Origin of the sequence: Thioalkalivibrio sp. AKL8, assembly GCF_000380525.1 — a bacterium.
Lineage (GTDB): Bacteria > Pseudomonadota > Gammaproteobacteria > Ectothiorhodospirales > Ectothiorhodospiraceae > Thioalkalivibrio > Thioalkalivibrio versutus.
Genome location: NZ_AQYF01000009.1, coordinates 437,414 through 460,460 on the forward strand (window position 1 = coordinate 437,414; position 23,047 = coordinate 460,460).

The window sequence follows — 23,047 nt, forward strand, 5'->3', positions numbered from 1 at the left end:
CTCAGAAGCCCATCCGGGTCTGCATCAGGTTGAAGCCCTCGAGCATCAGCTCGCCGAAGCGTTCGGGCAGGCCCGGCAGGATCAACATCATCAGTACGAACCCGATCAGGATCATCATCGGGAAACCCACCGCGAAGATGTTGAGTTGCGGGGACGCGCGGGTGATGACCCCCATGGAGATATTCACCAACAGGAGCGAGGCAACCGCCGGCAACGCCACCAGCACCGCGCCCACAAACATCGTGGAGCCGAAGCCCACCAGGGCGTAGAAGGCCTCGGCGTTCAGACCGGTCGGCGCGATCGGCATGGTCTCGAAGCTGGTCAGCATCAGCTCCAGGGCGATCAGATGGCCGTTCATCGCCAGGAACAGGAGGGTCGAGAAGATCACAAAGATGGTGGAGACCACCGGGACCTGAACGCCCTGGGCCGGATCCATGATCGAGGCAAAACCCAGGCCCATGCCCAGTGCGACCACCTCGCCCGCCTGAGTCACGGCCGAGAACACCATCTGCAGAATGAACCCCATGAACACGCCGATCGCGACCTGGTGCAGGGTGACCAGCACGCCCTCAAGGCTCAACGGATCGATATCCGGCAGGACCGGCCCCTGCATGGCCACGAAGATCGCCAGCAACAGCGCCAGCCCCATACGCACCCGCGCATTGACCGTATCCGCACCGAAGATCGGCATGGCGACGAGCATGGCGCCAATGCGGGCGAACGGCCACAGGACCGCCCCCACCCACAGCACCAGCTGTTCCGCCGCCAGGGCCATATGCCTACCCCACCATCCCCGGCGCACCCTCGTAGAGGCGCTCGGTGTAGTCGATCAACAACGCCAGCATCCAGTGCCCGCTGATCAGCAGCGCCGCGAACATCGCCAGCAGCTTGGGGATGAACGACAGGGTCATTTCCTGTATCTGGGTCGCTGCCTGCAGCATCCCGATGGTCAGACCCACGGCCAGCGCCGTCAGCAGCGGCGGCGCGGCCAGCAGGACCACCACGGTCAGCGTCTCGCGACCGATGTCCACAACGAGTTCGGGTGTCATCGCGCTCTCCTACACGAAGAAACTGGTGGCAAGGGTGTTCATCATCAGCGCCCAGCCGTCCACCAGAACGAACAGCATCACCTTGAACGGCAGCGAGATAATCAGCGGGGAGAGCATCACCATCCCCATCGACATCAGGACCGAGGCCACCACCAGGTCGATGATCAGGAACGGGATCAGGATCAGGAAGCCAATCTGGAATGCGGTCTTCAGCTCGCTGGTAATGAACGCTGGCACCAGCAGGTTCAACGGGATGTCATCCGCCTCCTCGAATCCGTCGATCCCGTTGATCTCGGCAAACATCGCGATATCGCTTTCGCGGGTATGCATCAACATGAACTCGCGCAACGGCTGCACCCCCGCCTCGATCACCTCCTCCGTCCCGATCTCCTCGTTCACGTAGGGCACAAACGCGGTCTCGTAGATCTCGTCGAGCACCGGGGCCATCACGAACAGGGTCAGGAAAAAGGCCAAACCGATCAGGATCTGGTTCGAGGGCGTCTGGGTCGTGCCCAGGCCCTGGCGCAGGATCGCCAACACCACAATGATCCGGGTGAAGGACGTCATCATGATCAGGATCGACGGCAGCAGGGTCAGCAGCGTCATCAACAGGATGATCTGCAGCGTGACCGAGTAGGTCTCGCCCCCGTCTCCGTTGGTGGTCACGGTCAGGGCCTCGATACCCTGCGCCACTTGGGCCCCGGCGAGGCCCGGCAGGAGCAGCAGGCCCAGTGCCAGCGCGAACCGCAGGAACAGCGCCATCACGACTGCCCCCGCTCGCTGCTACCGGGCGGAGCCCGGCGGGTCACGGCGCGCTTGAGCGCACTGGAGAAGTCCGGGGTCTCGCCTACCGGCGCCACCACGGACTCGCGCATCGTGTGCAGGGTGCGCATGCCGGAAGGCGCCACGCCCACCAGCACCTGTTCATCGCCCACCTGCACCAGCACCAGACGCTCGCGCGTGCCCACCGAGCGTGCCGCGACGATCTCGATCACCTGCGAGCCGCGGTTCAGTCCGCCCTGGGTCCGGCGCAGGATCCAGCCCAGCACCACAATGGCACCGATCACCAGTACCAGACCGCCGATTAGCTGGGTCAGATAGGCCGCGGCCCCGCCACTGCCACCCTCCGCAAGGGCAGTCAAAGGCCAGAGGGTCCCCGTGACGGCCGCCAGGACGAGGGCCGAACTACGCGTATTACGTGGATTCATGGCTATTTGAGCTTGCGGATGCGCTCACTGGGGCTGATCACATCGGTCAGCCGGATACCGAACTTCTCGTTGACCACCACGACCTCGCCATGAGCAATCAGAGTGCCGTTCACCAGCACGTCCAGCGGCTCCCCGGCCAGACGGTCCAGCTCCACCACCGAGCCCTGGTTCAGCTGCAGAAGGTTGCGGATCGGGATGCGCGTGCGACCGATCTCCATGGCGATGGTCACCGGCACGTCCAGCACCATCTCCAGGTTCATCTCCTCGCCGTCGCCCTGCACCACGCCCGACAGTTGTTCAGGCTGCAGCGCCTCCGCGGCCGAATCCGGCTTGTGCTTGCGTTCCTTCTTCTCGGTCTTCGGCGCCGCTTGCGCGGACGCGGCACCCCCACCGCCTTGCGCTTCGTTCAGCAGGGCGTCCGGGTCGGCGGCCTCTTCGTCATCCTTCTGCTCGGCCAGGGCGGACTGTTCCGCCAGAGCGGCCCCCCATTCGTCGGCCAGCGCCTGGTCGTCGCTACCGCCTTCGGTCTCGGCCATGGTTTCAGCGCCCGCGGTATCTTCATCCGCGGTCGGGGTGTCCTGTTTGGGATCGTCGGTGTCAGCCATGCTGCGCCCTCTATCGTTTGATGATGCGTTCCGAAACCTGGATCGCATTCATGCCATTGGATACGCCGAACTTCCCGCGGAACATCGGGATGTCTTCGACCTGCAAGGTGATCTTCTCGGGGAGGTCCACCGGGATGATGTCGCCCGGCTGGATATCCAGTAGCTCGCGCACGGTGACCTCGGTCTCCGCCAGCATGGAGCTGATCTCGACCTCGGCGGTCTGGATCTCCTCCTGCAGCGCGTGCATCCAGCGCTGGTCGACGTCGGAGCGATCCGACTGGATGCCGGTATCCAGCTGCTCGCGGATCGGCTCGATCATCGAGTACGGCAGGGTCACGTGCAGGTTGCCGCCGCCCCCGTCGAGCTCGATGTGGAACTCGCTGATGACCACGATCTCGGTCGGCGAGACGATGTTCGCGAACTGCGGGTTGACCTCGGAGTTCAGGAACTCAAACTTCAGCTCCATCACCGGCTGCCAGGCCTTCTGCATATCCTCGAAGGCCCCTTCCAGCACGCCGTGGACGACCTTCATCTCCATCGGGGTGAAGTCTCGCCCCTCGATGCGGGTGTAGTAGCGCCCGTCGCCACCGAAAAAGTTGTCGACCAGGATGAACACCAGCTTGGGATCGAACACGAACAAACCCGTGCCATGCAGCGGATGCGCCCGCACCAGATTCAGGCTGGTGGGGACAAACAGCGAGTGCATGTACTCGGAGAACTTGGTGATACGGGTGCCGACCACCGAGATCTCGGCCGAACGACGCAGCACATTGAACAGACGGACCCGGAGCTGACGCGCAAAGCGCTCGTTGATCATCTCCAGCGTGGGCATGCGCCCACGGACGATGCGATCCTGCGTGGCAAAGTTGAATTCCCGCGCCTGACCATCACTCGGATACGGGTCTTCGGTCTCGACGTCGCCCTCGTCCACACCATGCAGGAGGGCATCGATCTCGTCCTGGCTGAGGATATCCGTCTGCGCCATAACGGGGCTCCTACTGCATCACCAGTTCGTTGAACAACACGGCCTCGACCGCGTCCGGCGCATCCCGCGAGCGCAGAATCTCGCGGATTGCTTCCTTCAGCTCCTCCGCCAGCGATTCCTTGCCATCACGCGTATTGAGATCCTCGTAACGCTGTTCCGCCAGGATGCCCAGGAGGTCGTTGCGGATCGCCGGCATATGCCGCTCGAACGCCTCGATCACCGGCGCCTCGTGGGTCACCAGGCTCACCTCGGCACGCAGATACCGGATGCGGCCCGGCGCTTCGATGTTGACAGTCATCGGCTCCAGGCTGGTGTAGAAGCGCTCGGGGGGGCCTTCCTCCACCTGTTCGGCAGCCTCGTCGCCCGCAACCAGGAAGAACCAGGCCGCAGCGGCCCCGCCGCCCACCAGCAGGATCACGATCAGCAGCAGCACAAGCAGCTTGCCCATGCCGCCCTTCTTCGGGGTGCCGCCTTCTTCGTCGTCCAGATTGACTTCCTTCTTCGCCATGTCGCACCCGCTATCCGGTAAACCGAGGATTTGCTCTCGGAAAAGACCTTAGCAAGGCAGATGCCAGCATTGTCTTTCTATCGCTTTATCCGATAGTTAGCGACCAATACTGGAGGAGACTGAAGGACACTTCGGGGGAAGGAACGGGCGATAACGTCAAGAATCGGCCGCCCGCCGCGCGGGAAAGACGGATTCTTGGCGGCACTCACGGAAAATCGCTACGACAGCGAAAGGGGCCCGATGGGGCAGGTCACGGACACCGCCCGCCGCCCATCGGATATCGCAAGACCGAGCCCGCGCCGGGCTCGAATCAGGCAAACAAATCCAGGCGCCGATTCAGCATCGAGAGCGTGCTGCCCTCATTCTCGTTGTCTTCGGCCTCGGCCAGCTCCGAAGCGGCCCCGGCGGCTGCCTGGCGCTCATCCTGCTCGGCCTCCTCCTCGGCCGCCTGGTCGGAGACGGTCGCGTCCTCGAGCATCAGCCCGCTCTCGGCGAGGCTGTCGCGCAAGCGCGGCATGGCCGCCTCCAGCACCTCGCGGGTCACCGGATTGGCGCTGATGAACTGGATGCTTGTGCGGTCACCCTCGACCAGCACCCGAATATCCAGACTGCCCAGCTGCGGGGGATGCAGCTTGAGCTCGGTGCGCCCACCCTGTGCCTGGGCGAGCATGCGCACCTGATCGGCCAGCTCGCGGGCCCCATTGGGCTGCTGCAGGAGCCGGGTCAGGTCCAGTCGCGGCAGCGCACGCGCGGCCTCCGCCCCCTCGGCCTGCCCACCGGCGAGAGCCGGCAGGACGCCCCCCAGGGGGTCGGTACGCCCGCGGCGCGACTCGTCGTCCCCGCCCTGGGTCATCCACTGGGCGAGGACATCGAGCACGCCGTCCCGCGACAGCCCGCCCTGCGCGCCCAGCAGTTCGGGCTTCAATGCGGCCAGGCCGTCGCGCCCGCCCGCCGCCTGGCTGGCCTCGACAAACAGGCGCATGACGGCTGCAGGCAGGGGCTTGACCGGCAACGCCTGGCCCTCGGCACCCCTGCGGCCAGAGGCGCCCGCCTCCCCACGGGCCGCGTCCATACGCCCCGGTTCCTGCACTGCCGCCATCAGGCTGGCGACCGGCAAGCCCTTGCCCCCCGCCTCGTCGCCCGCGGCGAAACCCTGCCCGTCGAGTAGATCCTGCAGCCGCGCCAGCATGGCTTCCAGATCGAGCCCTTCCAGCTCGTCCCCGGGCACGCCCAGGTTCGCCAGCAAGGCCTCCATCTGCGGCTCCAGAACCGCGAGGAACCCCTCGCCGTCCTTCCCTTTCAGCCCCTTCAGGCCGTCCAGGTCCTGCAGCGATGCCTCGCCGCCCAGCAATTGCAGCAGCGGCAGCATGCCCTGACCGGTGTTCTGTGTCGCGATCATCTCCGAATCCTCGGTGTGCCGGGTGGATCCCCGGGCCCTTGCCCTAATCGATAGTCACGGTCCATTCAAGAACCTTGCCAACGCGACGCTTCCTCGCGCGCATGAGCCTGCCGCGTGGCCCACATATCCTGTTCGGTTTGCTGGCGCCGGGCGCCGTGTTGCGCCGTCTCGGCCTTCCGGCGTTGCAGCAGCTTTTCCAGCGACAGGCTGTTGCGGTGGCGCTCCAGCCACTCCTGGCGCGCGGTCTCCACCTGCGACTCCGCCGCCTGAATGCGCAGGTCCTGTTGCTCCAGCGCCGAGCGCAACTGGTCGCGCATGCCCGCCAACCACTTGAGGGCGTTGGCGTCATCCGGAAGGGTCGCCTGCAGATACTCGCGCTGATAGGTTTCCAGGCGCTCGCGCTGACCGGCAATGCCATCCAGTTGCTGCAGACGTTCACCCAGCTGGCGGGTGGCCTCGCTCTCCTCGATTCGGCGCAGGCGCAACAGTCGTTCCAGGCGCTTCGGGTTCATGCCGCCCCGCCAACCAGCGCCAGCAGGTCATCCCGCGCCCGGTCAAAACCGACGGCCTCTTCGCGACCCTGCGCCAGATACGCCTCCAGGCGCTCGTGCATCGCCACTGCCTCGTCCAGGTGCGGGTCGGCCCCCTTGCGATAGGCCCCGACCGCGATCAGATCGCGGTTCTGCATATAGGTGGCCGAGAGGCCGCGGAAGCGGCGCGCCGCCCGCTCGTGTTCCGGCGAGATCAGCGACGACATTACGCGCGAGACCGACGCGCCGACATCGATCGCCGGGTAGCGCCCGGTCTCTGCCACCTCGCGCGACAGCACGACATGGCCGTCCAGGATCGCGCGCGCGGCGTCCACGATCGGATCGTTCTGGTCATCGCCCTCGGCGAGCACGGTATAGAAGGCGGTAATCGAGCCGCCCCCTACGTCGCCGTTGCCGGCGCGCTCCACCAGTTGCGGCAGGCGCGCAAATACCGATGCCGCATACCCCTTGGAGGCCGGCGGCTCGCCGATCGCCATCGCGATCTCGCGGGCGCCCTGGGCAAAGCGGGTCAGGGAATCCATCAACAACAGGACGTGCAGGCCCTGGTCCCGGAAATGCTCCGCAACCGCAGTGGCCACCCAGGCCCCGTGCTGGCGCAACAGCGGCGACTGGTCCGCCGGCACGGCGACCACCACCGTGCGCGTGCGCGATTCCTCGTCGAGGATCTCGTGGATGAACTCGTTCACTTCCCGACCGCGCTCGCCGATCAGCCCGACCACGATCACGTCCGCCGTCGTGTTGCGGGTCATCATCCCCAGCAGCACACTCTTGCCGACCCCGGATCCGGCGAACAGACCGAGGCGCTGACCACGACCCACCGACAGCAGACCATTGATTGCCCGGATCCCCACATCCAGCGGCTCGCGCACCGGTGCGCGTTGCAGCGGGTTGATCGGCCGCCCGGCCAACAGCCCAAAATCATGGGTGCGGATCGGGCCTTTTCCGTCCAGCGGCTGCCCGTTGGCATCGATCACGCGGCCCAGCAGCCCCTCCCCGACCGGAATCTGACGCTGGTTGTCCAGCGGCTCGATGCGCGCGCCGGGCGTCAGGCCCGCCGCGATTTCCTCAGGCATCAGGAACGTGCGTTCATTCTGGAAACCGACGACCTCGGCCGGCACCGTGTCTCCGTTCTCGCCGTGGATCAGCGCACGCCCCCCGATGGGCAAGCGCAGGCCTTCCGCCTCCAGCGTCAGGCCGGTCAGGCGCGACAGGTGACCCTCCGACTGCGGCGGATTGACCCGCTCGACCCGCCCGCGCGACTGCTGCAGACGATCCAGCAAGCCACTACTCAGCCGTTCCCGGCCCTTGCGGCGGACCTCGTCGATCGGGGTACTCATGAATCCTCCGGGGCCGCGCTGTCCACGGAATTGGCGGATTGGTGATCTTCCTCGTCGGGTGCGCCGTCCATCTCCGGATAGTCGCCATCCCAGAGGGCTTCCACCGCGTGCTGCAGACGCCGCTCGAGACTTGCGTCGACACTCGCCGCGCCCGATTCGAGGCGACAGCCGCCGCGCGCAAGTCCCGCGTCCGGGACCCAGGTGATACGCGCATCCGCCCGCTCACCATAGGCCTCCACCAGCGCCTGGTCGTCCGGGTTCAAGTGCACCCGAACCTCCTGGTTGCGCCCGGGAAGCTGGGCCAATGCCCCCTCCAGGACCGTCCGGATCTGCTCCGGTCGCGTCTCCAGCTCGCTTTGGACGACCTTGCGTGCAAGCGCCGTCACCAGCGCCAGCAACTCCGGCTCCAGGGCATCGGCGGCATCCGCCAGGGGGTCGGCAAGCCCGCCGGCCACGGATTCCAGCACGGCGACCGTCTCCCGCAGTTTCTTGTCCTCACGCGCCCGGGTGGCCTTCTCGGCTTCTTTCTTGCCCAGTTCATGCCCCTCGGCATAACCGCCCTCGAACCCGTTCTTGCGGGCCTCGTCCTCGATCGCCTCGATCTCGGCGGCCGTGGGCAGGCGACGCGGGGGGTGGACCCCATGGTCGCCAATCTCCGGCGGCTCCCACCGCGATGCCGCCGCGTCGGTGTAAAGCCTGGCCGCCGGGGCGTCGGTCACAACATCGCCTCGCTACCACCGCCACCCAGCACGATATCGCCGTTCTCCGCGAGCCGGCGGGCCACGGACAGGATCTCCTTCTGTGCGGCCTCGACCTCGCTGACCCGGACCGGCCCCTTGGCCTCGAGGTCTTCGCGCAGCATCTCGGCCGCGCGCTTGGACATGTTGCGGAAGATCTTGTCCTTCATGTCGTCGTCGGCACCCTTCATGGCGAGCACCAGCGATTCCGTCTGGATCTCGCGCATCAGCGTCTGGATACCGCGGTCCTCGATCTCCACCAGGTTCTCGAACACGAACATCTCTTCCTCGATCCGCGAACCCAGATCGGAATCGGACTCCTTGATCGTATCCATGATCTCCGCCTCCCGTGAGCCCTCCATCAAGTTCATGATGTTGGCCGCCGAACGCACGCCACCCAGCATCGACGTCTTGCTCGCGGCATTGCCGGAAAGCTGACGGTCGAGGATCTCGTCCAGCTCCTGCAGGGCCTGGGGCTGAACGCCATCCATGGTCGCAATGCGCATCACGATGTCGGACTGCACCCGCGCGGGCAGGTACTGCAGGGTGTCCGAGGCCTGGTCGGAGTCGAGGTGGGAAAGAACAATCGCCACGATCTGCGGGTGCTCGTTGCGCAGCATGTCGGCGATCGCCCGTGGATCCAGCCACTTGAGGGCCTCGATTCCCTTGGAATTGCGTCCCAGCAGGATGCGGTCGATCAGGCCCGAGGCCTTGTCACCCAGCGCGCTCTCCATGACGCTGCGCACGTACTCGTCGGCACCCACGCCCAACGCCGTCTGTTCCTGCACATGAGTGGAGAACTCGTGCAGCGCCGCGTTCACGTCACTGCGCGAAATGCGGTCCATGGAGGCCATCGCGGTGCCAATCTTCTGCACCTCCTTGGGCCCCATGTGGCGCATGACCTCGGCCGCCGCGTCCTCGCCGAGGCTCATCATGAACACGGCGGCGCGCTCGGCACCTTCCTGTTTGGCGTTCTTGTCAGCGGCCATCGTCACCCAACCACGTCTTCATCACCTGTGCCACGCGCTTGGGGTCCTCGCGGACCATCTCGCGCACCGCCTCCAGATCCATCTCCTGCTGGTCCGGCCCCTTGGGGCCAGTCAGCGCAGCCACGGCCGAACCCTCACCCTGACCCATCGCCATGCCCGTCTCGCTGCCGCCTGACTCGTCGGTCAGCGCCTCGCGATCTTCCTCGCGCCGCGGCGGCGGAGCCGGCCGCTTCATCAGATGTTTCATCGCCGGACGCACCACCGTCAACAGGATAATCAGAGCCAGCAGCAATGCCGCCACGATCTTGACCACCTCGAGGAACCAGGGTTGTTCCCAGAACGCGATTTCGTCCGCCGCCACCGCCTCGATGGGTGCCTCGAACGGGGCGGTCACTACATTGATCGTATCCCCCCGTTCGGCATTGAATCCTACCGCCTCGCGCACCAGCGCCTCGATGCGTTGCAGTTCCTCCGCATCCCTCGCCACCTGCACGGTCTCGCCCTCCTCGTTGACCTCCTGGCGGAAGTCCACCACCACGGCCGTGGACACGCGCTGCACGCCGCCCGGCATCTCGCGGATATGGTTGATGCGGCGATCCACCTCGTAGTTGCGGGTGATATTGGTGCTGCGGCTGCCCGGGAGCGCCGCGGGCGGGCCCTCACCCTCCTCGCCTTCCTCGCCGACCACCCCACCGGCGGGGGGCTGGTTGGTCAGCGCCCCGGGGACACCCCCGATACCGCCCTCGGGTCCGGTGCGCTCGTCCTCGCGGGTCTGCTCGGACCGCAAGGCAATCGTCTCGGGATCGTACAGTTCCTCGGTGCGCTCGACGCTCGAGAAGTCGATGTCCGCGTTCACCTGCACCCGTACCTTGTCGCGCCCGACGATCGGAATCAGCAGGTCACGGATACGGTCGGTATAGCGGGTCTCCACGTCGCGGGTGAAACTCAGGCGGTCGCCACTACCACCCATGCCCGTCTCGCCGCCATCCTGGGTCAGGAGCGTCCCGCTTTGGTCCACCACGGTGACCCGATCAGGATCCAGATCAGAGGTGCTGGACGCGACCAGATGCACGATCGCACCGACCTGCGACTCGCTCAGGGACCGCCCACCGCGCAGGTGCACGACCACCGACGCGCTGGCCGGGCGCCGATCACGCACGAACACCGACTGCTCACCCTCGGCAATGTGCACACGCGCCCGGTCCACCGCATTCAGCGATGCCACGGTACGCGCCAGTTCGCCCTCCATCGCCCGATGGTGGCGCGCCCCCTCGATCATCCGGCTCGTACCCAGGCCGGTATCCTCCTGCAGCAGCTCGAAGCCCATGTCGCCCGAACGTGGCAGGCCTTCGCCGGCCAGCTGCAGCCGCGCACCAGCCACCTCGCCCTGGGGTACCTTCACCTGCCCCGTCGTGGAATCGACCTGATACTGAATACCGGCCTGCGAAAGGACTTGCACAACCTCCGCCGCATCCTCCGAATCCATACGCGGAAACAGCGGTACGTAGGTCGGGCGCAGCGCCCAGTACAGCAGCGCCACGATCACCACAATGGCACCCGCCAGCATCCCGATCAGGGCCAGCTGGCGGCCCGCAGGCATCCCGTTAAACTCCTTGATCCCGCCGGTCACCACCGCGGGCAGGGATTGTGCATTTTCGGCCATCGTCCGTTCTCTCCCTCAGCCCGATCGGCCGATCAGACCTGCATCCGCATGATTTCCTGATACGCCGTCAGCAGACGGTTGCGCACCTGGTTGGTCGCCTCGAAGGCGATGCTCGACTTGCTCATCGCGGTCATCACCTGCGGCAGGCTCACGTTGTCGTCGCCCAGCTCGAAGCGCGTCTGCAGATCGGTCGCCTGCTGCTGCACCTGATTGACACCCCGCAGCGACTCCGTCAGCACGTTCTGGAAGTCCGTGCCGCCGACGCGCTGGGGTTCGCGCGTCTGCTGGGCCGCATTCGTGTTTTCCACGCCGTTGGCTTGCGTCAGTTGACGCATCTGCTGCAGGACGTTCTGGATCTGCATCTCGCTCATGCTCACTACCCCCGGGGCGTCTTGTTACGCCGGCCGACCGACCACGAAGGGCCCGCCGTATTTTCGTGTTCGACAGAAACTCTCAAGCAATCCATATGCCAGGCGACTGCACATTAGCCCGACGCGGGCACCGCAAAGCCGTGCTCGCGCAGACGCGCTATCTTGTAACGCAATGTTCTGGGGCTGATTCCCAGCCGGTCGGCCGCCTCCTTGCGCCGCCCGCCGGACTCGCGCAGGACGTTCATGATCACCCGGCTCTCCTGCGTCTGCAGGGTCTGCTCCAGCATCGGTGTCGGGTTCTCGTCATCCAGCCTCGATTCCGCCCCGGTGGTCACCTCGCCGGCCCCGGTACTCCAGGGGTTCACCATGTCCGCATCCAGCCAAACCGACTCTGCACTCACCTGCGGATCCGCGTTGTCATGCAATGTGACCGCGCGTTCCATCACGTTCGCCAGTTCGCGCACGTTGCCCGGCCAGTCGTGTTCGCGCAGGCGTCGTTGTGCGCCGTCATCCAGGGTCTGGAGCTGGCCGCCACTCAGGCGTCGGAGCAAGGCCTCGGCCAAGGGCACAATATCTTCTGCACGCTCGCGCAGTGGCGGGATGCACAGGGGAAAGACGTTCAGTCGGTAGTACAGGTCTTCGCGCAGATGCCCTTCGGCCACGGCCGCGCGCAAATCCCGATTGGAGGTCGCGATCACGCGCACGTCCACGCGCTGCGGCCGCCGCCCGCCCAGGGGCTCGACCTCGCGCTCCTGCAGCGCACGCAGCAGCTTTGCCTGCAAATGCACCGGGATCTCCGTCACTTCGTCCAGCAGCAATGTGCCGCCGTCGGCCCGCACAAACTTGCCCGGTCGTGCCTCGACCGCGCCGGTAAAGGCGCCCTTGGCATGCCCGAAGAGCATCGCCTCGAGCATCGCCTCGGGCAGTGCGGCGCAGTTGATCGCTTCGAATGGTCCCCGTCGCCGCGGCGAGCGCGCGTGCAACTGCCGCGCCAGAACCTCCTTGCCCACCCCCGACTCACCGGTAACGAACACGGTTGCCGTGCTGCCGGCAATGCGCGTAACGAAGCGATCGATGCCGCGCATCACGGGACTGCGTGTCACCAACGCAGGGACCTCGAGCGACGGCTCCGGTCGCACCCGCGGACGCAGCCACCCGGCCAGCTCGTCCGCCATAAGCGGGAGCGCGAAGTGCGCCTCCAGCCCATGTCGCATCGCGGCCAGTTCCTGATCCTGGCTCGCGTCGCGGCTGACTGCCGCCAGCGCTGCCGTGGCATGGCTCAGGGCATCCCGGGACAGGTCCGCAGGCTGCGCCAGCAGAATGACCGCCGGGGCGGATACCTCCAGGGATTGCACCAACTCGCCGGCAGTACACGTCTGCAGACGCACCCGCGGGATCGTGGCCAGCACCTGGACCACGGCCTCTCGCAGTTCGGGTTCGGCATCCACCAGCAGGATCGTGGCTCGCGACATGAAGGTCTTCCCGTATCGATTCGGGAAAGATCTAGCAAACATCGCGCCACCAAGGCAGGCGATTGGTTTATAGAGGGTTTTTCTGGATCGGCCCGGGATCCGTCAAGCCTATGACGCGGGGGTTGCCCATCTCGGATCCATCGAGTGACGGGATTCCGTCCACTTGAGCCCACCGATTTCCGGGCGCGTTCACGCCCGCATTCGCGTCTTCTCAGGCCTTGCCCAGCCCGAACTTGCGCATGCGCTCAACCAGGGTGGTCCGCCGCATGCCCAGACGCCGAGCGGCGCGCGCCACCACGTGCCCGGTCTCATCCAGGGCACGGGTGATCATGTCGCGCTCGAGGTCGTTGAGGAAGCTGCGCAGATCGACGCCCTCCGGTGGCAGACCACCGGCCAGCAGGTTGGCGCCCGCAGCGGAACCGCCTTCGAAACCATTCGGCGTAGTCGGCGGCAGGGTCAGATCCTCGATTCCGTCCGGACGCACCCGCGGCGGCAGCTGCGCCAGGTCCACCGGTAGATCCGGATAGATGATCGCAAGCTGCTCCAGGAGGTTAGCCAGCTCGCGGATATTCCCCGGCCACGCCAGTTGCCCCAGGTGGGCAACCACCGCAGGGGTCAGGTGGGCGGGGGCCATGCCCTGGTCGCGCAGCCGGTCTTCCAGAGCGGCGATCAGCAGCGGCATATCGCTGGTGCGTTCGCGCAGTGGCGGCAGCTCGATCGGGAATACACTCAAGCGGAAGAAAAGATCCTGCCGGAAGCTGCCATCCGCCACCGCATCATCCAGATTCCGGTGGGTGGCCGCGATGATTCGCGCGCGGGCCGGGATCGACTTGTTGGAGCCGACCCGCTCGAACACCCGCTCCTGCAGTACGCGTAGCAGTTTCACCTGCATCGGCAACGGCATGTCGCCGATCTCGTCGAGAAACAGCGTGCCATCCTCGGCCAGTTCAAAACGGCCAGCGCGCGCGGTGAAGGCGCCCGTAAAAGCGCCCTTCTCGTGGCCGAACAGCTCGCTTTCCAGCAGATCCGCCGGGATGGCACCGCAGTTGACTGCCACGAACGGCTTGTCCGCGCGGTCGGAGGCGTTGTGGATCGCGCGGGCCACGACCTCCTTGCCGGATCCGGTCTCGCCCAGGATCAGCGCCGTGGCATCGGTCCGCGCCACTTGCCCGACCAGGCGCTTGACCGCCTGCATGGTCGGATGCGACCCGACCAGCCCGGGGATATCGTCGTACCCCGGCTCGCGACCGAAGCGCAGCCACTGAAGGACCTGAGAAACCCGGCCAATCGAGAGCGGATGCTCGACGATGCAATCCACCCCGTTGGCCTGCACCTGGCCACCGTCAGTCGGTTGCACGACAACCGGTGCCAGATTCCCGCGCGGCTCCTGCAGGCGCGCGGAGAGTTCGGCGGCAGGTCCGCAAAGCCACACGGCTGCGGCGGGCGTGCCGTCCATCAGATCAGTGGGGTTGGAGTGGGTCTCGGCCTCGCAACCAAGGCAGTTCAGGATCGCCCGTGTTGCGTCCGCGGCTCCCGCATCGCCGCTGAGTGCAATGCGCATGGCCTGTTGTTGTTCCCCCGGATCCCGCATCTGTGCCCCGATTGCCGCGATCGGATGCGCCCACCCGAGAAAAGTCCGGGCCGGCATCCAATGGTGTGATCGAGTTCGCAGTATCGAGCTTATTTGTGATTGCCGTCAACTTTCTGGCGTTTCCCGGCGACCTCGCGGCGATGCAACCGAAAGATCCAGCGACCGATCGCCTCTTCCAGGGGACCTTCAATCCCTGTCCAGCGAGTCATCTGCAGGCCTCCACGGGTTGTCGGAGTCTCGACACGCAGAACGCAGGGCTGGGGCAACAGGCGACTGAGATAGACCTCCACGCGGTCACAATCCTCCGGCAGCGTGCCCGCTGGCAGCACAATCCCGTGGCCACTGAGCGTCGCCTCCACCGGATCCGGGCGCTCGGGGTGGAGTGACTCCGCGACCAGATGCAACAACAGATCCAGCTTGTGTTCCAGACGCTGCACCTCGGGCGAGGACTCGTCCTCGTGCGGCATCGCTCCGCGCGGGTGCGCGTCGTCGAACAGGTCCAGGCTCTCGATCAGGCGCTGCGCCAGCACAGGATCGGTGGCGGACCGGACCGACGGACCAATCATCAGCGCGGTCGTCACACGCAGGTCATCTCCGAGAAACTCGTCCTGACTGGCGTCATCCATGTGCGCTCCCGCCTCCCTCGTCGCCGGAACAAATGTTTCCGTTATAGACCATGGCGGGCTTCAGCCGACGAACACCCGGGCATTGCGGAACAGCCGCAACCACGGGCCCTCCTCGCCCCAGTCCGCCGGGTGCCAGCTGTGCTGCACGCTGCGGAACACGCGTTCCGGATGCGGCATCATGATCAGCGCGCGCCCATCCTCACTCGCGAAGCCGGTGGCCCCGCCGGCAGAGCCATTCGGATTGGCCGGATAAACCGTCGCCGGGGTGTCATCGGCCTCCACGTAGCGCAGGGTGGCCTGATCATGGACCGGCACACCATTAGCGTAACGGGTGCGTCCCTCGCCATGCGAGACCACGACCGGCAGCACCGAGCCGGCCATTCCGTCGAGCAGCACGGCCGGGCCCGGCTCGATGCGCACCTGCGACAGGCGCGCTTCGAACTGCTCGGAACGGTTGCGCACAAAGCGCGGCCAGTGATCGGCTCCCGGGATCAGCGGCGCGAGATGCGAAAGCATCTGACAGCCGTTGCAGACCCCCAGCGTGAAGGTCTCGGGACGCTCGAAGAACCCCTGGAAGCCATCCCGCAGAGCCGGATGATTCAGGATGGTCTGCGCCCAGCCGCCGCCGGCACCCAGCACGTCGCCGTAGGAAAACCCGCCGCAGACGGCCATCCCCTGCATCGAGCCCAGATCCTGGCGCCCATCCAGCAGGTCAGTCATGTGCACGTCCACCGGGGCAAACCCGGCGCGCTCGAACGCCGCCGCCATCTCCAGCTGCCCGTTGACCCCCTGCTCGCGCAGGATCGCAATGCGCGGACGTTCGCCGCGCGCGATCATCGGGGCGGCCACATCCTCGGCCGGATCGAAATTCACCCGTGGCTGCAGACCGCCATCGGCATCCACCCGCGCGAGCTCCTCGTCGGCACACTCCGGATCATCGCGCAGCCGCTGCATCCGCGCCGAGGTCTCCTGCCACTGACGCTGCAGACCGGCACGGTCACCGGTGTACAGATCCCGCCCGTCCTGGCGGATGGCGATCTGTTCGTCCTCGCGCAGGCGCGCCACCGGGTGCAGGTGCGCCTCCAGCCCCGCCTCCGCGAAGGCGTCGCGCAGCGCGGACTCGGCACCCGCAGCCATCTGGACCACCGCACCCAGTTCCTCGTTGAACAGCCAGGCCGCTACCGGCTGGCCGCCAGGGATCTCCACATCGAGCCCACAGCGCCCGGCGAAGGCCATCTCCAGCAGGGTCGTGACCAGTCCACCGTCGGAGCGGTCATGGTAGGCGCGCAACAGGCCATTGCGGCGCAGGGTGCCGATGGCATCGAAGAAGGCGCGCAGGCGGGCGGCATCCACCACGTCCGGGGCGGTCTCGCCGATATGCCCGTAGCCCTGAGCCAGCGCCGAGCCGCCCATGCGCGTGCGGCCTTCGCCCAGATCGATCAGCCACAGCCGATCGTCCGCAGCCGGATCCGGCTGCGGCGTCAGGGTCCGGCGGGCATCCGCGACCCGGGCAAAGCCCGACACGATCAGCGATACCGGCGCGTGCATGTGCCGCGCCTGCCCGTCCTCGGTCTCCCATACCGTGCGCATGGACAGCGAGTCCTTGCCCACCGGGATCGATATCCCCAGCGCCGGACACAGGTCCTCGGCAATGGCGCGCACGGTGTCGAACAGGTTGGCGTCCTCGCCCGGCACCCCGGCGGCGGCCATCCAGTTGGCCGAAAGGCGAATCGCATCCGTGCCGTCGATATCGGCCCCGGCCAGGTTGGTCACCACCTCGCCGATGGCCATGCGCCCGGAGGCCGGCGCCGACAGGATCGCCAGCGGCGTGCGCTCGCCCATCGCCATCGCCTCGCCGGTATACCCATCGAAATCCGTCAGCGTGACGGCGCAGTCCGCCACCGGCACCTGCCAGGGACCGACCATCTGATCGCGCGCGACCAGCCCCCCCACGCTGCGATCCCCGATCGTGATCAGAAAGTGCTTGGCCGCGACCGAAGGCACGTGCAGCACGCGCTCCAGCGCCTCCGCCAACGGACAGGCCTCGGGGTCGAAGTCCGTCACCGGCGGCGCCCGGCGGCGGTCCTCGCGGGTCATCAACGGCATCTTGCCCAGCAACATGCCCATGGGCATATCCACCGGCGGCTCGTGGAACAGGTCGTCCTCGACCTTCAGGTGCCCCTCGTCCGTGGCCTCGCCCACCACCGCGAACGGGGCGCGCTCACGCGCCGCCAGGGTACGGAAGGTCTCCAGATGTTCGCGGGCAATTGCCAGCACGTAGCGTTCCTGCGCCTCGTTGCACCACAGCTCCATCGGCGACAGACCCGGCTCGGCCGTCGGCAGGTCGCGCAGCTGGATCACCCCACCGCGCCCGGCGTCGTCCAGGATCTCCGGAATGGCGTTGGACAACCCGCCCGCACCCACATCGTGGATCGACAGGATGGGGTTGCCGGCCCCCAGGGCCGTACAACGGTCGATCACTTCCTGGCAGCGCCGCTCCATCTCGGGGTTGCCGCGCTGCACCGAGGCAAAGTCCAGCTGCTCCGAACTCGCCCCGCTCGCCATGGACGAGGCCGCCCCGCCGCCCAGACCGATCAGCATCGCCGGGCCACCCAGCACGACGATCGGGGTGCCGGCCGGCACATCCTGCTTGTGCACGTGCTCGCCGCGGATCGACCCGACCCCGCCGGCCAGCATGATCGGCTTGTGATAGCCGTACAGGGTCTCGCCACCGGCGGCATCCGGCAGTGCCATCTCCAGGGTACGGAAGTAGCCAGCCAGCGCCGGCCGTCCGAACTCGTTATTAAACGCAGCCGCGCCGATCGGGCCATCCAGCATGATCTGGCGCGCGCTCTCGATTCGGCCAGGGCGGCCAAAATCCCGCTCCCAGGGCTGTTCGAAGCCGGGAATGCGCAGGTTGGACACGGAGAACCCGGTCAGCCCCGCCTTGGGCTTGGACCCCTGTCCCGTCGCGCCCTCGTCGCGGATCTCGCCACCGGAGCCGGTGGCAGCCCCGGGAAACGGGGAGATCGCGGTCGGATGGTTATGCGTCTCGACCTTCATCAGGATCGCAAGATCCAGCGCCTCGCGACGATACTCGCCGGTAATTGCATCCGGCATCAGGCGCGTCCCTTCATGCCCGGCGATGACCGATGCGTTATCACTATAGGCGGACAGCACGCCCTCGGGATGGCGCGCATGGGTCTGGCGAATCATCCCGAACAGCGTGCGCTCGTCGGCCTCGCCGTCCAGCACCCAGGCGGCATTGAAGATCTTGTGCCGGCAGTGTTCCGAGTTGGCCTGCGCGAACATCATCAGTTCGGCATCGGTCGGCGCGCGCCCCAGCGCGGAGAACCCATCGGCCAGGTAATCGATCTCGTCCGGGGACAGCGCCAGGCCCAGTTCGCCATTGGCGCGCTCCAGCGCCGCGCGGGCATCCTCGCCGAGCTCCACACGCCCCAGCGACCGTGGCGTCTCGTGGTGAAAGAGTTGGGCCGCGGCCGCCGGGTCCTCGATCACCGCGTCGGTCATGCGATCATGGAGCAGGTCGGCCAGCGCCTCCAAATCGGCCCTCGCCGCTGCTTCGCCCCCGATCTGCCAGTGGATGCCGCGCTCGATCCGCTCGACCGCGTCCTCCAGCCCGGCATGGTGGGCAATCTCGGTGGCCTTGGACGACCACGGGCTGATCGTGCCAAAGCGCGGGATCACCACCAGTTCGCGTTGCACCGCAAACTCGGGGGCCTCCCAGGCATCGCCCTCGCGCAACAGGCGCGCCAGCACCGCCTCCTCGTCCGGACTCAGCCGACGGCGAGTCGCCACGAAATAGATGAACCGTGCCGCCAGCGGGCCGGCACCCGGTACGCTTGCCCGCAGCCCTGCCTCCAGAGCCCGCAGCCGAAACGGCGAGACCGCCGCGCCCCCTTCCACAACCCGCATTACGCTTCCTCGAAACCGGACGTACCGAAAGCCGCGCATTGTACCGGAGGCGCCTGCCGCGCGGGACCGGTACGTGACAGCAATTGCGCTGGTTGGGGAACTCCCAATGCGTTACCCTGTCCATGTAGTACTTGGGGGCGACATGGCTTCGACGCGGGTCGCGAAACCTGAGGTGCATGCCGAGGCTGTAGTGGACCTCGTTAAAACCGCTGCAAAAAAATAGTTGCCAACGACGACAACTACGCACTCGCCGCTTAAAAACCGGTAGATGCCGTCCGACTGGAGCCGTGCTTATGCGTCCAGTATCGGGCGTCGACTCTCATAAGATCGTGGTGAAGCGCGCCCGGCGTGGATCCATTAAAACTCAACCGGGATCGCCAGCTACATTCCCTGCCTGTCGGGTAGTCGCTGGTTAAATTAAAAGACAGAATAAGCATGTAGAGCCGAAGGCGGAGGTCCTGCGGACGCGGGTTCGATTCCCGCCGCCTCCACCAATTTAGATCGACCAATCAAGCGCCTACGGGCGCTTTTTTGTTTGCATTCGAGGAATCGCATGGCCGTCTACCAGGACACCCTGACGCAGCAGACCCGAGGCCGCGGAACCCACCACATCACCACCGCCGTGGAGCACATCGTACGCGCCTCCGGCATTACCACCGGCACCTGTCACGTCTTCCAGCATCACACCAGCGCCTCCCTGCTGGTCACCGAGAACGCCGATCCCGACGTCCGCCACGACCTGGAGACCTTGATCGCACGCATGGCCCCGGACGGCGACCCCGCCTACCGCCACGACATGGAAGGCGACGACGACATGGCCGCCCATGCCCGCGCCATGCTCACGCACAACGACCTGACCGTGCCGGTCGGCCAAGGCCGACTGATCCTCGGCACCTGGCAGGGCCTCTTCCTCTGGGAGCACCGCTACGCCGCCCAAACCCGCAAGCTCACGATCACGGTGCAGGGCGAGTAGAACCCGACTCAGCCCCGCTCTACATGCACGGTGATCTCCTCGCGGTCGTGATAGAGCTGGCGCGCCCGCATCCGGTGGGTGATTCGGGCATCCAGCAGGCGTTCCTCGATGTGGTCGAGGCAGTCGTATACGGTCTGCCAGCGCTGTTTCATCGGCAGCTTGAGATTGAAGATGGCCTCGCGGCACCAGCCGGCCTCCAGCCAGTCCGCCATGCGTGCGGCCACCCGCGAGGGCTTGTCCACGATGTCGCAGACCAGCCAGGTGACCGATTTCGGTGGCACCCAGGAGAAGGCGTCCTCGCGGTGGTGCTCCACCTGGGTGGTTGCCATCAACGGGGCATCCATCGGCCCGTTGTCTACTGCATGCACGTACATGCCGCGCCGCACCAACTGCCAGGTCCAGCCGCCCGGGGCTGCCCCCAGGTCCACGGCCTGCATGCCCTGCGCCAGGCGCGCGTCCCAGGCATCCCGCGGGATGAAGGTGTGCCAGGCCTCCTCCAACTTCAGGGTCGACCGGCTGGGTGCCTCGCGCGGCGAGCGCAGGTGCAGGATCCCGCCCGGCCACTCGCTGCGCTCGCCGGGCCGGCTAAGGCCCAGTTGCACGCAGTCGCCGGAGTGCCAGAACACATGCAGGCGCAGTCCGCCTGCATGTGCCCGCAGCACCCCGCGTTTGCGCAGGACGGAGGCCAGCGGCCGTTCTACGGCCTTGATCAACCGGCGCAGGCCCTTGCCCTCGTTGGTATCGGGCATCTCGTGCCAGATGGAATCCACCGGGCATCCGGCTGCAAACGCCTGTTCGATGATGGGCGTCAGCCGATCCGCGCGATCCAGGCCCTCGAGTGCGGGCAACGCCGGAAAGACCTGCCGCGCAAAGATCAATTCCTCGAAGGGCAAGGCGCGCGCCAGCCCCTCCACCGTGCAGCCGGCCGGCTCGAAATGGACGTACCCGCTGCCTGGCTGCACCCGCGCAAAGCCACCCAGCCCCGCGCGCGCTGCGCGGTCGGTCAGCTCGGCCGTCAGGTCCGCCTCGAAGCCCGCGCGACAATACAGCAGCAGGCCGGAAAAGCCTGATCCGCTCGTTCCCATCCCAGAACCCCTCTCCCACACACAAAAAAGCCGCCGCACACCCGAATGGTGCACGGCGGCTGCGAGACTACCCGGCCCGCTTGCACAGGCCAAGCCAAACGCCGATCAGCGATCCAGGCCAGGATCACCCGCCACGTTCTTCAGCTTCGGCAGGTAGGGCTTGCCGGGGCTAATGGTGTCGCGATCACGCAGATACCCGGCGACCACATCCCATACCGGATCGGTATCCAGCGGCTCGTGGACATTGGCCCAGCCGGCCACCACGTAGTTCTTGTCCGGGTCCAGCGGCTCACCGTTGATGTGCATGTCGCTGATGCGGCTACCCATCGATTCGTGCGGATCGATGGTGTATTCGATGCCCGAGGTCCGCACCATGTCCCCGCCGCGGTGATGGTAGGGATTGGCATTGAAGATCGAGTTGGCCACGTCCTCCAGGGCATTTTTCAGCTGCGCACCGGTCATCTCGTTGCGCTGCGTCTCCGAATAGGTGGTCGCGGTCTGCGTCATCAACTCCTCGAAGGTGATGGGCGAACCCGGCAGGACGCTAATACCCCAGCGGAAGCCGGGCGACAGGGCCACCTCGGCATCCATCTCCTTGATCATCGCATCCATGATGACCTCGTCGAAGGTACCGTTGAAGTTGCCGCGGCGGTAAAGAACACCGTCGGTTACGGCCAGTTCTTCATTCAGTTTGTCCTCATAGGGCTCGCGCACCGAGCAGATGTGCTCCTCCATCTCGGCATCTGCCTCGATCAGGTTGGAGAACACCGGCAGCAGGGTGAACTTGTAGTCGCGGATGCCGCTATCGGTCACATCCAGATCCATCACACCAAGGAACTTGCCGTTGGAGCCAGCATTGGTGACCAGTGTGGTCTCGCCACCGGCATTCTCGATCTCCATCGCGCCCGGCACCGCGTCATGCGTGTGCCCGCCCATGATGATGTCCACATCGCGTAGGCGACGGGCCATCTCCATGTCGGTGACCATCCCGTTGTGCGACAGGATCGCCACGACCTTGGCGCCCTTCTCGCGGCACTCGTCGATCATGCGCTGCATATTCTCGTCGCGGACGCCGAAGCTCCAGTCCGGGAACATGTAGTCGGGGTTGGCCACGGATGTATAGGGAAACGCCTGGCCGATCACGGCGACCGGCACGCCATTCATCTCGCGGATGGTATAGGGCTCGAAGACCGGGTCGCCCCAGTCGCGATCCTCGATGTTCTGCGCGAGGAACTCGATGTTGTTGGGTTTGAAGTCGTTTTCGATGATCTCCATCACCCGCTCGTCGCCGAAGGTGAACTCCCAGTGGCCGACCATGATGTCCACGCCCAGTAGTTTCTGCGCATCGACCATGTCCTGCCCGTTCGTCCACAGCGACGTGGCGGAGCCCTGCCAGGTATCACCACCATCCAGCAGCAGGGAATTCGGGCGCTCCGCGCGCAGCTTCTGGATCAGCGTGGACAGATGGGAGAACCCACCCAGACGACCGTATTTCTCGGCCGCATACTTGAAGTCCATATGGGTGACAGCATGCGCCAACGGCGTGCCCGGCCGGATATCGAAATATTCCAGCATTTCCTTGCCGGCCAGCACCGGCGGCTTGCCCTGCATATCGCCCACGCCGATGTTCACGTCCGGCTCGCGAAAGTGCACCGGTTTCAGCTGCGCATGGCAGTCGGTGTAGTGCAGCAGCGACACGTTGCCGAATTTCGGCAGGTCGTACATGTTCGCATCGGCCGGCTTCCAGGACCCCTTCTCGCCTGCCCAGGCATTCATCGAGAAGCCGGCGGCACTGGCCGCGACCATGGCTTCGAGAAACTCTCTGCGCGTAAGACTCATATGGATCTCCTTGGTGGCTTGGTTTTATCCGGGACGCCAATCGCACCCCCTACCAAGCTCCCGACGCACGGCCACCGCGAATGTTCCCCGAACCGGGCGGGGGAATACGTACGACAACAGCGT

21 protein-coding genes and 1 other RNA gene are annotated in these 23,047 nt (G+C 66.1%); 2 read left to right on the forward strand and 20 right to left on the reverse strand.

Features of this window, described 5'->3' with window-relative positions; translation table 11 throughout:
* Position 1 precedes the first annotated feature (1 nt).
* From fliR to purL, 18 genes are all read right to left on the reverse strand, one after another.
* The gene (fliR, locus tag G335_RS0111415; protein WP_018176836.1) at positions 2-775 is read right to left on the reverse strand and encodes a flagellar biosynthetic protein FliR; all 774 of its coding nucleotides are present in this window, start codon (positions 773-775) and stop codon (positions 2-4) included.
* 4 nt (positions 776-779) lie between these two features.
* A complete protein-coding gene (gene fliQ, locus G335_RS0111420) occupies positions 780-1,049 on the reverse strand; it encodes a flagellar biosynthesis protein FliQ (RefSeq protein WP_018145748.1) in 270 nt (89 codons plus the stop codon).
* 9 nt (positions 1,050-1,058) lie between these two features.
* Positions 1,059-1,811, reverse strand: a complete 753-nt coding sequence (gene fliP, locus G335_RS0111425) for a flagellar type III secretion system pore protein FliP (protein WP_018145749.1) — start codon at positions 1,809-1,811, stop codon at positions 1,059-1,061.
* Positions 1,811-2,257, reverse strand: coding sequence for a flagellar biosynthetic protein FliO (gene fliO / locus G335_RS0111430; protein ID WP_026304831.1), 447 nt, complete (start codon positions 2,255-2,257; stop codon positions 1,811-1,813). Before fliO ends, fliP begins: the two co-directional genes overlap by 1 nt.
* 2 nt (positions 2,258-2,259) lie before the next feature.
* Complete coding sequence (fliN, locus tag G335_RS0111435) at positions 2,260-2,862, reverse strand: flagellar motor switch protein FliN (protein WP_018169723.1); 603 nt, start codon at positions 2,860-2,862, stop codon at positions 2,260-2,262.
* Between the two features lie 10 nt (positions 2,863-2,872).
* Entirely contained in the window at positions 2,873-3,847 is a 975-nt protein-coding gene (gene fliM, locus G335_RS0111440; RefSeq protein ID WP_018169722.1) for a flagellar motor switch protein FliM, read from the reverse strand.
* A gap of 10 nt (positions 3,848-3,857) precedes the next feature.
* Positions 3,858-4,355 carry a flagellar basal body-associated protein FliL gene (gene fliL / locus G335_RS0111445; protein ID WP_018169721.1) on the reverse strand — a complete coding sequence of 166 codons (498 nt, stop codon included), beginning with the start codon at positions 4,353-4,355 and terminating at the stop codon, positions 3,858-3,860.
* A 310-nt stretch (positions 4,356-4,665) separates the two neighbouring features.
* Entirely contained in the window at positions 4,666-5,754 is a 1,089-nt protein-coding gene (locus G335_RS0111450; RefSeq protein WP_018176837.1) for a flagellar hook-length control protein FliK, read from the reverse strand.
* 65 nt (positions 5,755-5,819) lie between these two features.
* Complete coding sequence (gene fliJ / locus G335_RS0111455) at positions 5,820-6,266, reverse strand: flagellar export protein FliJ (protein ID WP_018169719.1); 447 nt, start codon at positions 6,264-6,266, stop codon at positions 5,820-5,822.
* Positions 6,263-7,642 (reverse strand): FliI/YscN family ATPase, encoded by a 1,380-nt coding sequence (locus G335_RS0111460; RefSeq protein WP_018145756.1) that lies wholly within the window; start codon positions 7,640-7,642, stop codon positions 6,263-6,265. The genes fliJ and G335_RS0111460 overlap by 4 nt, the downstream gene beginning before the upstream one ends.
* Entirely contained in the window at positions 7,639-8,361 is a 723-nt protein-coding gene (locus tag G335_RS0111465) for a FliH/SctL family protein (protein WP_018176838.1), read from the reverse strand. Before G335_RS0111465 ends, G335_RS0111460 begins: the two co-directional genes overlap by 4 nt.
* Complete coding sequence (gene fliG, locus G335_RS0111470; protein WP_018169717.1) at positions 8,358-9,368, reverse strand: flagellar motor switch protein FliG; 1,011 nt, start codon at positions 9,366-9,368, stop codon at positions 8,358-8,360. The genes G335_RS0111465 and fliG overlap by 4 nt, the downstream gene beginning before the upstream one ends.
* Positions 9,358-11,031 (reverse strand): flagellar basal-body MS-ring/collar protein FliF, encoded by a 1,674-nt coding sequence (gene fliF / locus G335_RS0111475; RefSeq protein WP_018176839.1) that lies wholly within the window; start codon positions 11,029-11,031, stop codon positions 9,358-9,360. The genes fliG and fliF overlap by 11 nt, the downstream gene beginning before the upstream one ends.
* A 32-nt stretch (positions 11,032-11,063) precedes the next feature.
* Positions 11,064-11,402, reverse strand: a complete 339-nt coding sequence (gene fliE, locus G335_RS0111480) for a flagellar hook-basal body complex protein FliE (RefSeq protein ID WP_018145760.1) — start codon at positions 11,400-11,402, stop codon at positions 11,064-11,066.
* A gap of 113 nt (positions 11,403-11,515) precedes the next feature.
* Positions 11,516-12,874 carry a sigma-54-dependent Fis family transcriptional regulator gene (locus G335_RS0111485; RefSeq protein WP_018176840.1) on the reverse strand — a complete coding sequence of 453 codons (1,359 nt, stop codon included), beginning with the start codon at positions 12,872-12,874 and terminating at the stop codon, positions 11,516-11,518.
* Between the two features lie 211 nt (positions 12,875-13,085).
* Entirely contained in the window at positions 13,086-14,465 is a 1,380-nt protein-coding gene (locus G335_RS0111490; protein ID WP_026304832.1) for a sigma-54-dependent Fis family transcriptional regulator, read from the reverse strand.
* 89 nt (positions 14,466-14,554) lie between these two features.
* Positions 14,555-15,091 (reverse strand): PilZ domain-containing protein, encoded by a 537-nt coding sequence (locus G335_RS0111495; RefSeq protein ID WP_018176841.1) that lies wholly within the window; start codon positions 15,089-15,091, stop codon positions 14,555-14,557.
* 60 nt (positions 15,092-15,151) lie between these two features.
* Entirely contained in the window at positions 15,152-19,027 is a 3,876-nt protein-coding gene (gene purL / locus G335_RS0111500; protein WP_018176842.1) for a phosphoribosylformylglycinamidine synthase, read from the reverse strand.
* Between the two features lie 133 nt (positions 19,028-19,160).
* On the opposite strand from purL, the gene ssrA reads away from it, so the two are divergent.
* Positions 19,161-19,521, forward strand: a transfer-messenger RNA (tmRNA) gene (ssrA, locus tag G335_RS14030).
* Positions 19,522-19,580: 59 nt separating this feature from the next.
* The gene (locus tag G335_RS0111505) at positions 19,581-20,000 is read left to right on the forward strand and encodes a secondary thiamine-phosphate synthase enzyme YjbQ (RefSeq protein ID WP_018176843.1); all 420 of its coding nucleotides are present in this window, start codon (positions 19,581-19,583) and stop codon (positions 19,998-20,000) included.
* A gap of 8 nt (positions 20,001-20,008) precedes the next feature.
* Here G335_RS0111505 and rlmM read toward each other — a convergent pair whose 3' ends face one another.
* Together rlmM and soxB are read right to left on the reverse strand one after the other, a co-directional pair.
* Positions 20,009-21,085: a 23S rRNA (cytidine(2498)-2'-O)-methyltransferase RlmM gene (gene rlmM, locus G335_RS0111510; RefSeq protein ID WP_018176844.1), complete on the reverse strand. Its 1,077-nt coding sequence runs from the start codon at positions 21,083-21,085 to the stop codon at positions 20,009-20,011.
* 105 nt (positions 21,086-21,190) lie between these two features.
* Positions 21,191-22,924: a thiosulfohydrolase SoxB gene (soxB, locus tag G335_RS0111515; RefSeq protein ID WP_018176845.1), complete on the reverse strand. Its 1,734-nt coding sequence runs from the start codon at positions 22,922-22,924 to the stop codon at positions 21,191-21,193.
* Positions 22,925-23,047: the final 123 nt, after the last annotated feature.

Excerpts from the sequence above, each read along its gene's own strand:
- G335_RS0111505 (WP_018176843.1), top strand. The coding sequence starts at position 19,581 with ATGGCCGTCTACCAGGACACCCTGACGCAGCAGACCCGAGGCCGCGGA.
- soxB (WP_018176845.1), bottom strand. The coding sequence starts at position 22,924 with ATGAGTCTTACGCGCAGAGAGTTTCTCGAAGCCATGGTCGCGGCCAGT.
- fliR (WP_018176836.1), bottom strand. The coding sequence starts at position 775 with ATGGCCCTGGCGGCGGAACAGCTGGTGCTGTGGGTGGGGGCGGTCCTG.
- fliF (WP_018176839.1), bottom strand. The coding sequence starts at position 11,031 with ATGGCCGAAAATGCACAATCCCTGCCCGCGGTGGTGACCGGCGGGATC.
- purL (WP_018176842.1), bottom strand. The coding sequence starts at position 19,027 with ATGCGGGTTGTGGAAGGGGGCGCGGCGGTCTCGCCGTTTCGGCTGCGG.
- fliE (WP_018145760.1), bottom strand. The coding sequence starts at position 11,402 with ATGAGCGAGATGCAGATCCAGAACGTCCTGCAGCAGATGCGTCAACTG.
- fliM (WP_018169722.1), bottom strand. The coding sequence starts at position 3,847 with ATGGCGCAGACGGATATCCTCAGCCAGGACGAGATCGATGCCCTCCTG.
- rlmM (WP_018176844.1), bottom strand. The coding sequence starts at position 21,085 with ATGGGAACGAGCGGATCAGGCTTTTCCGGCCTGCTGCTGTATTGTCGC.
- fliQ (WP_018145748.1), bottom strand. The coding sequence starts at position 1,049 with ATGACACCCGAACTCGTTGTGGACATCGGTCGCGAGACGCTGACCGTG.
- G335_RS0111490 (WP_026304832.1), bottom strand. The coding sequence starts at position 14,465 with ATGCGGGATCCGGGGGAACAACAACAGGCCATGCGCATTGCACTCAGC.
- G335_RS0111460 (WP_018145756.1), bottom strand. The coding sequence starts at position 7,642 with ATGAGTACCCCGATCGACGAGGTCCGCCGCAAGGGCCGGGAACGGCTG.
- fliL (WP_018169721.1), bottom strand. The coding sequence starts at position 4,355 with ATGGCGAAGAAGGAAGTCAATCTGGACGACGAAGAAGGCGGCACCCCG.
- G335_RS0111485 (WP_018176840.1), bottom strand. The coding sequence starts at position 12,874 with ATGTCGCGAGCCACGATCCTGCTGGTGGATGCCGAACCCGAACTGCGA.
- fliN (WP_018169723.1), bottom strand. The coding sequence starts at position 2,862 with ATGGCTGACACCGACGATCCCAAACAGGACACCCCGACCGCGGATGAA.
- fliO (WP_026304831.1), bottom strand. The coding sequence starts at position 2,257 with ATGAATCCACGTAATACGCGTAGTTCGGCCCTCGTCCTGGCGGCCGTC.
- G335_RS0111450 (WP_018176837.1), bottom strand. The coding sequence starts at position 5,754 with ATGATCGCGACACAGAACACCGGTCAGGGCATGCTGCCGCTGCTGCAA.
- fliJ (WP_018169719.1), bottom strand. The coding sequence starts at position 6,266 with ATGAACCCGAAGCGCCTGGAACGACTGTTGCGCCTGCGCCGAATCGAG.
- G335_RS0111495 (WP_018176841.1), bottom strand. The coding sequence starts at position 15,091 with ATGGATGACGCCAGTCAGGACGAGTTTCTCGGAGATGACCTGCGTGTG.
- fliG (WP_018169717.1), bottom strand. The coding sequence starts at position 9,368 with ATGGCCGCTGACAAGAACGCCAAACAGGAAGGTGCCGAGCGCGCCGCC.
- fliP (WP_018145749.1), bottom strand. The coding sequence starts at position 1,811 with ATGGCGCTGTTCCTGCGGTTCGCGCTGGCACTGGGCCTGCTGCTCCTG.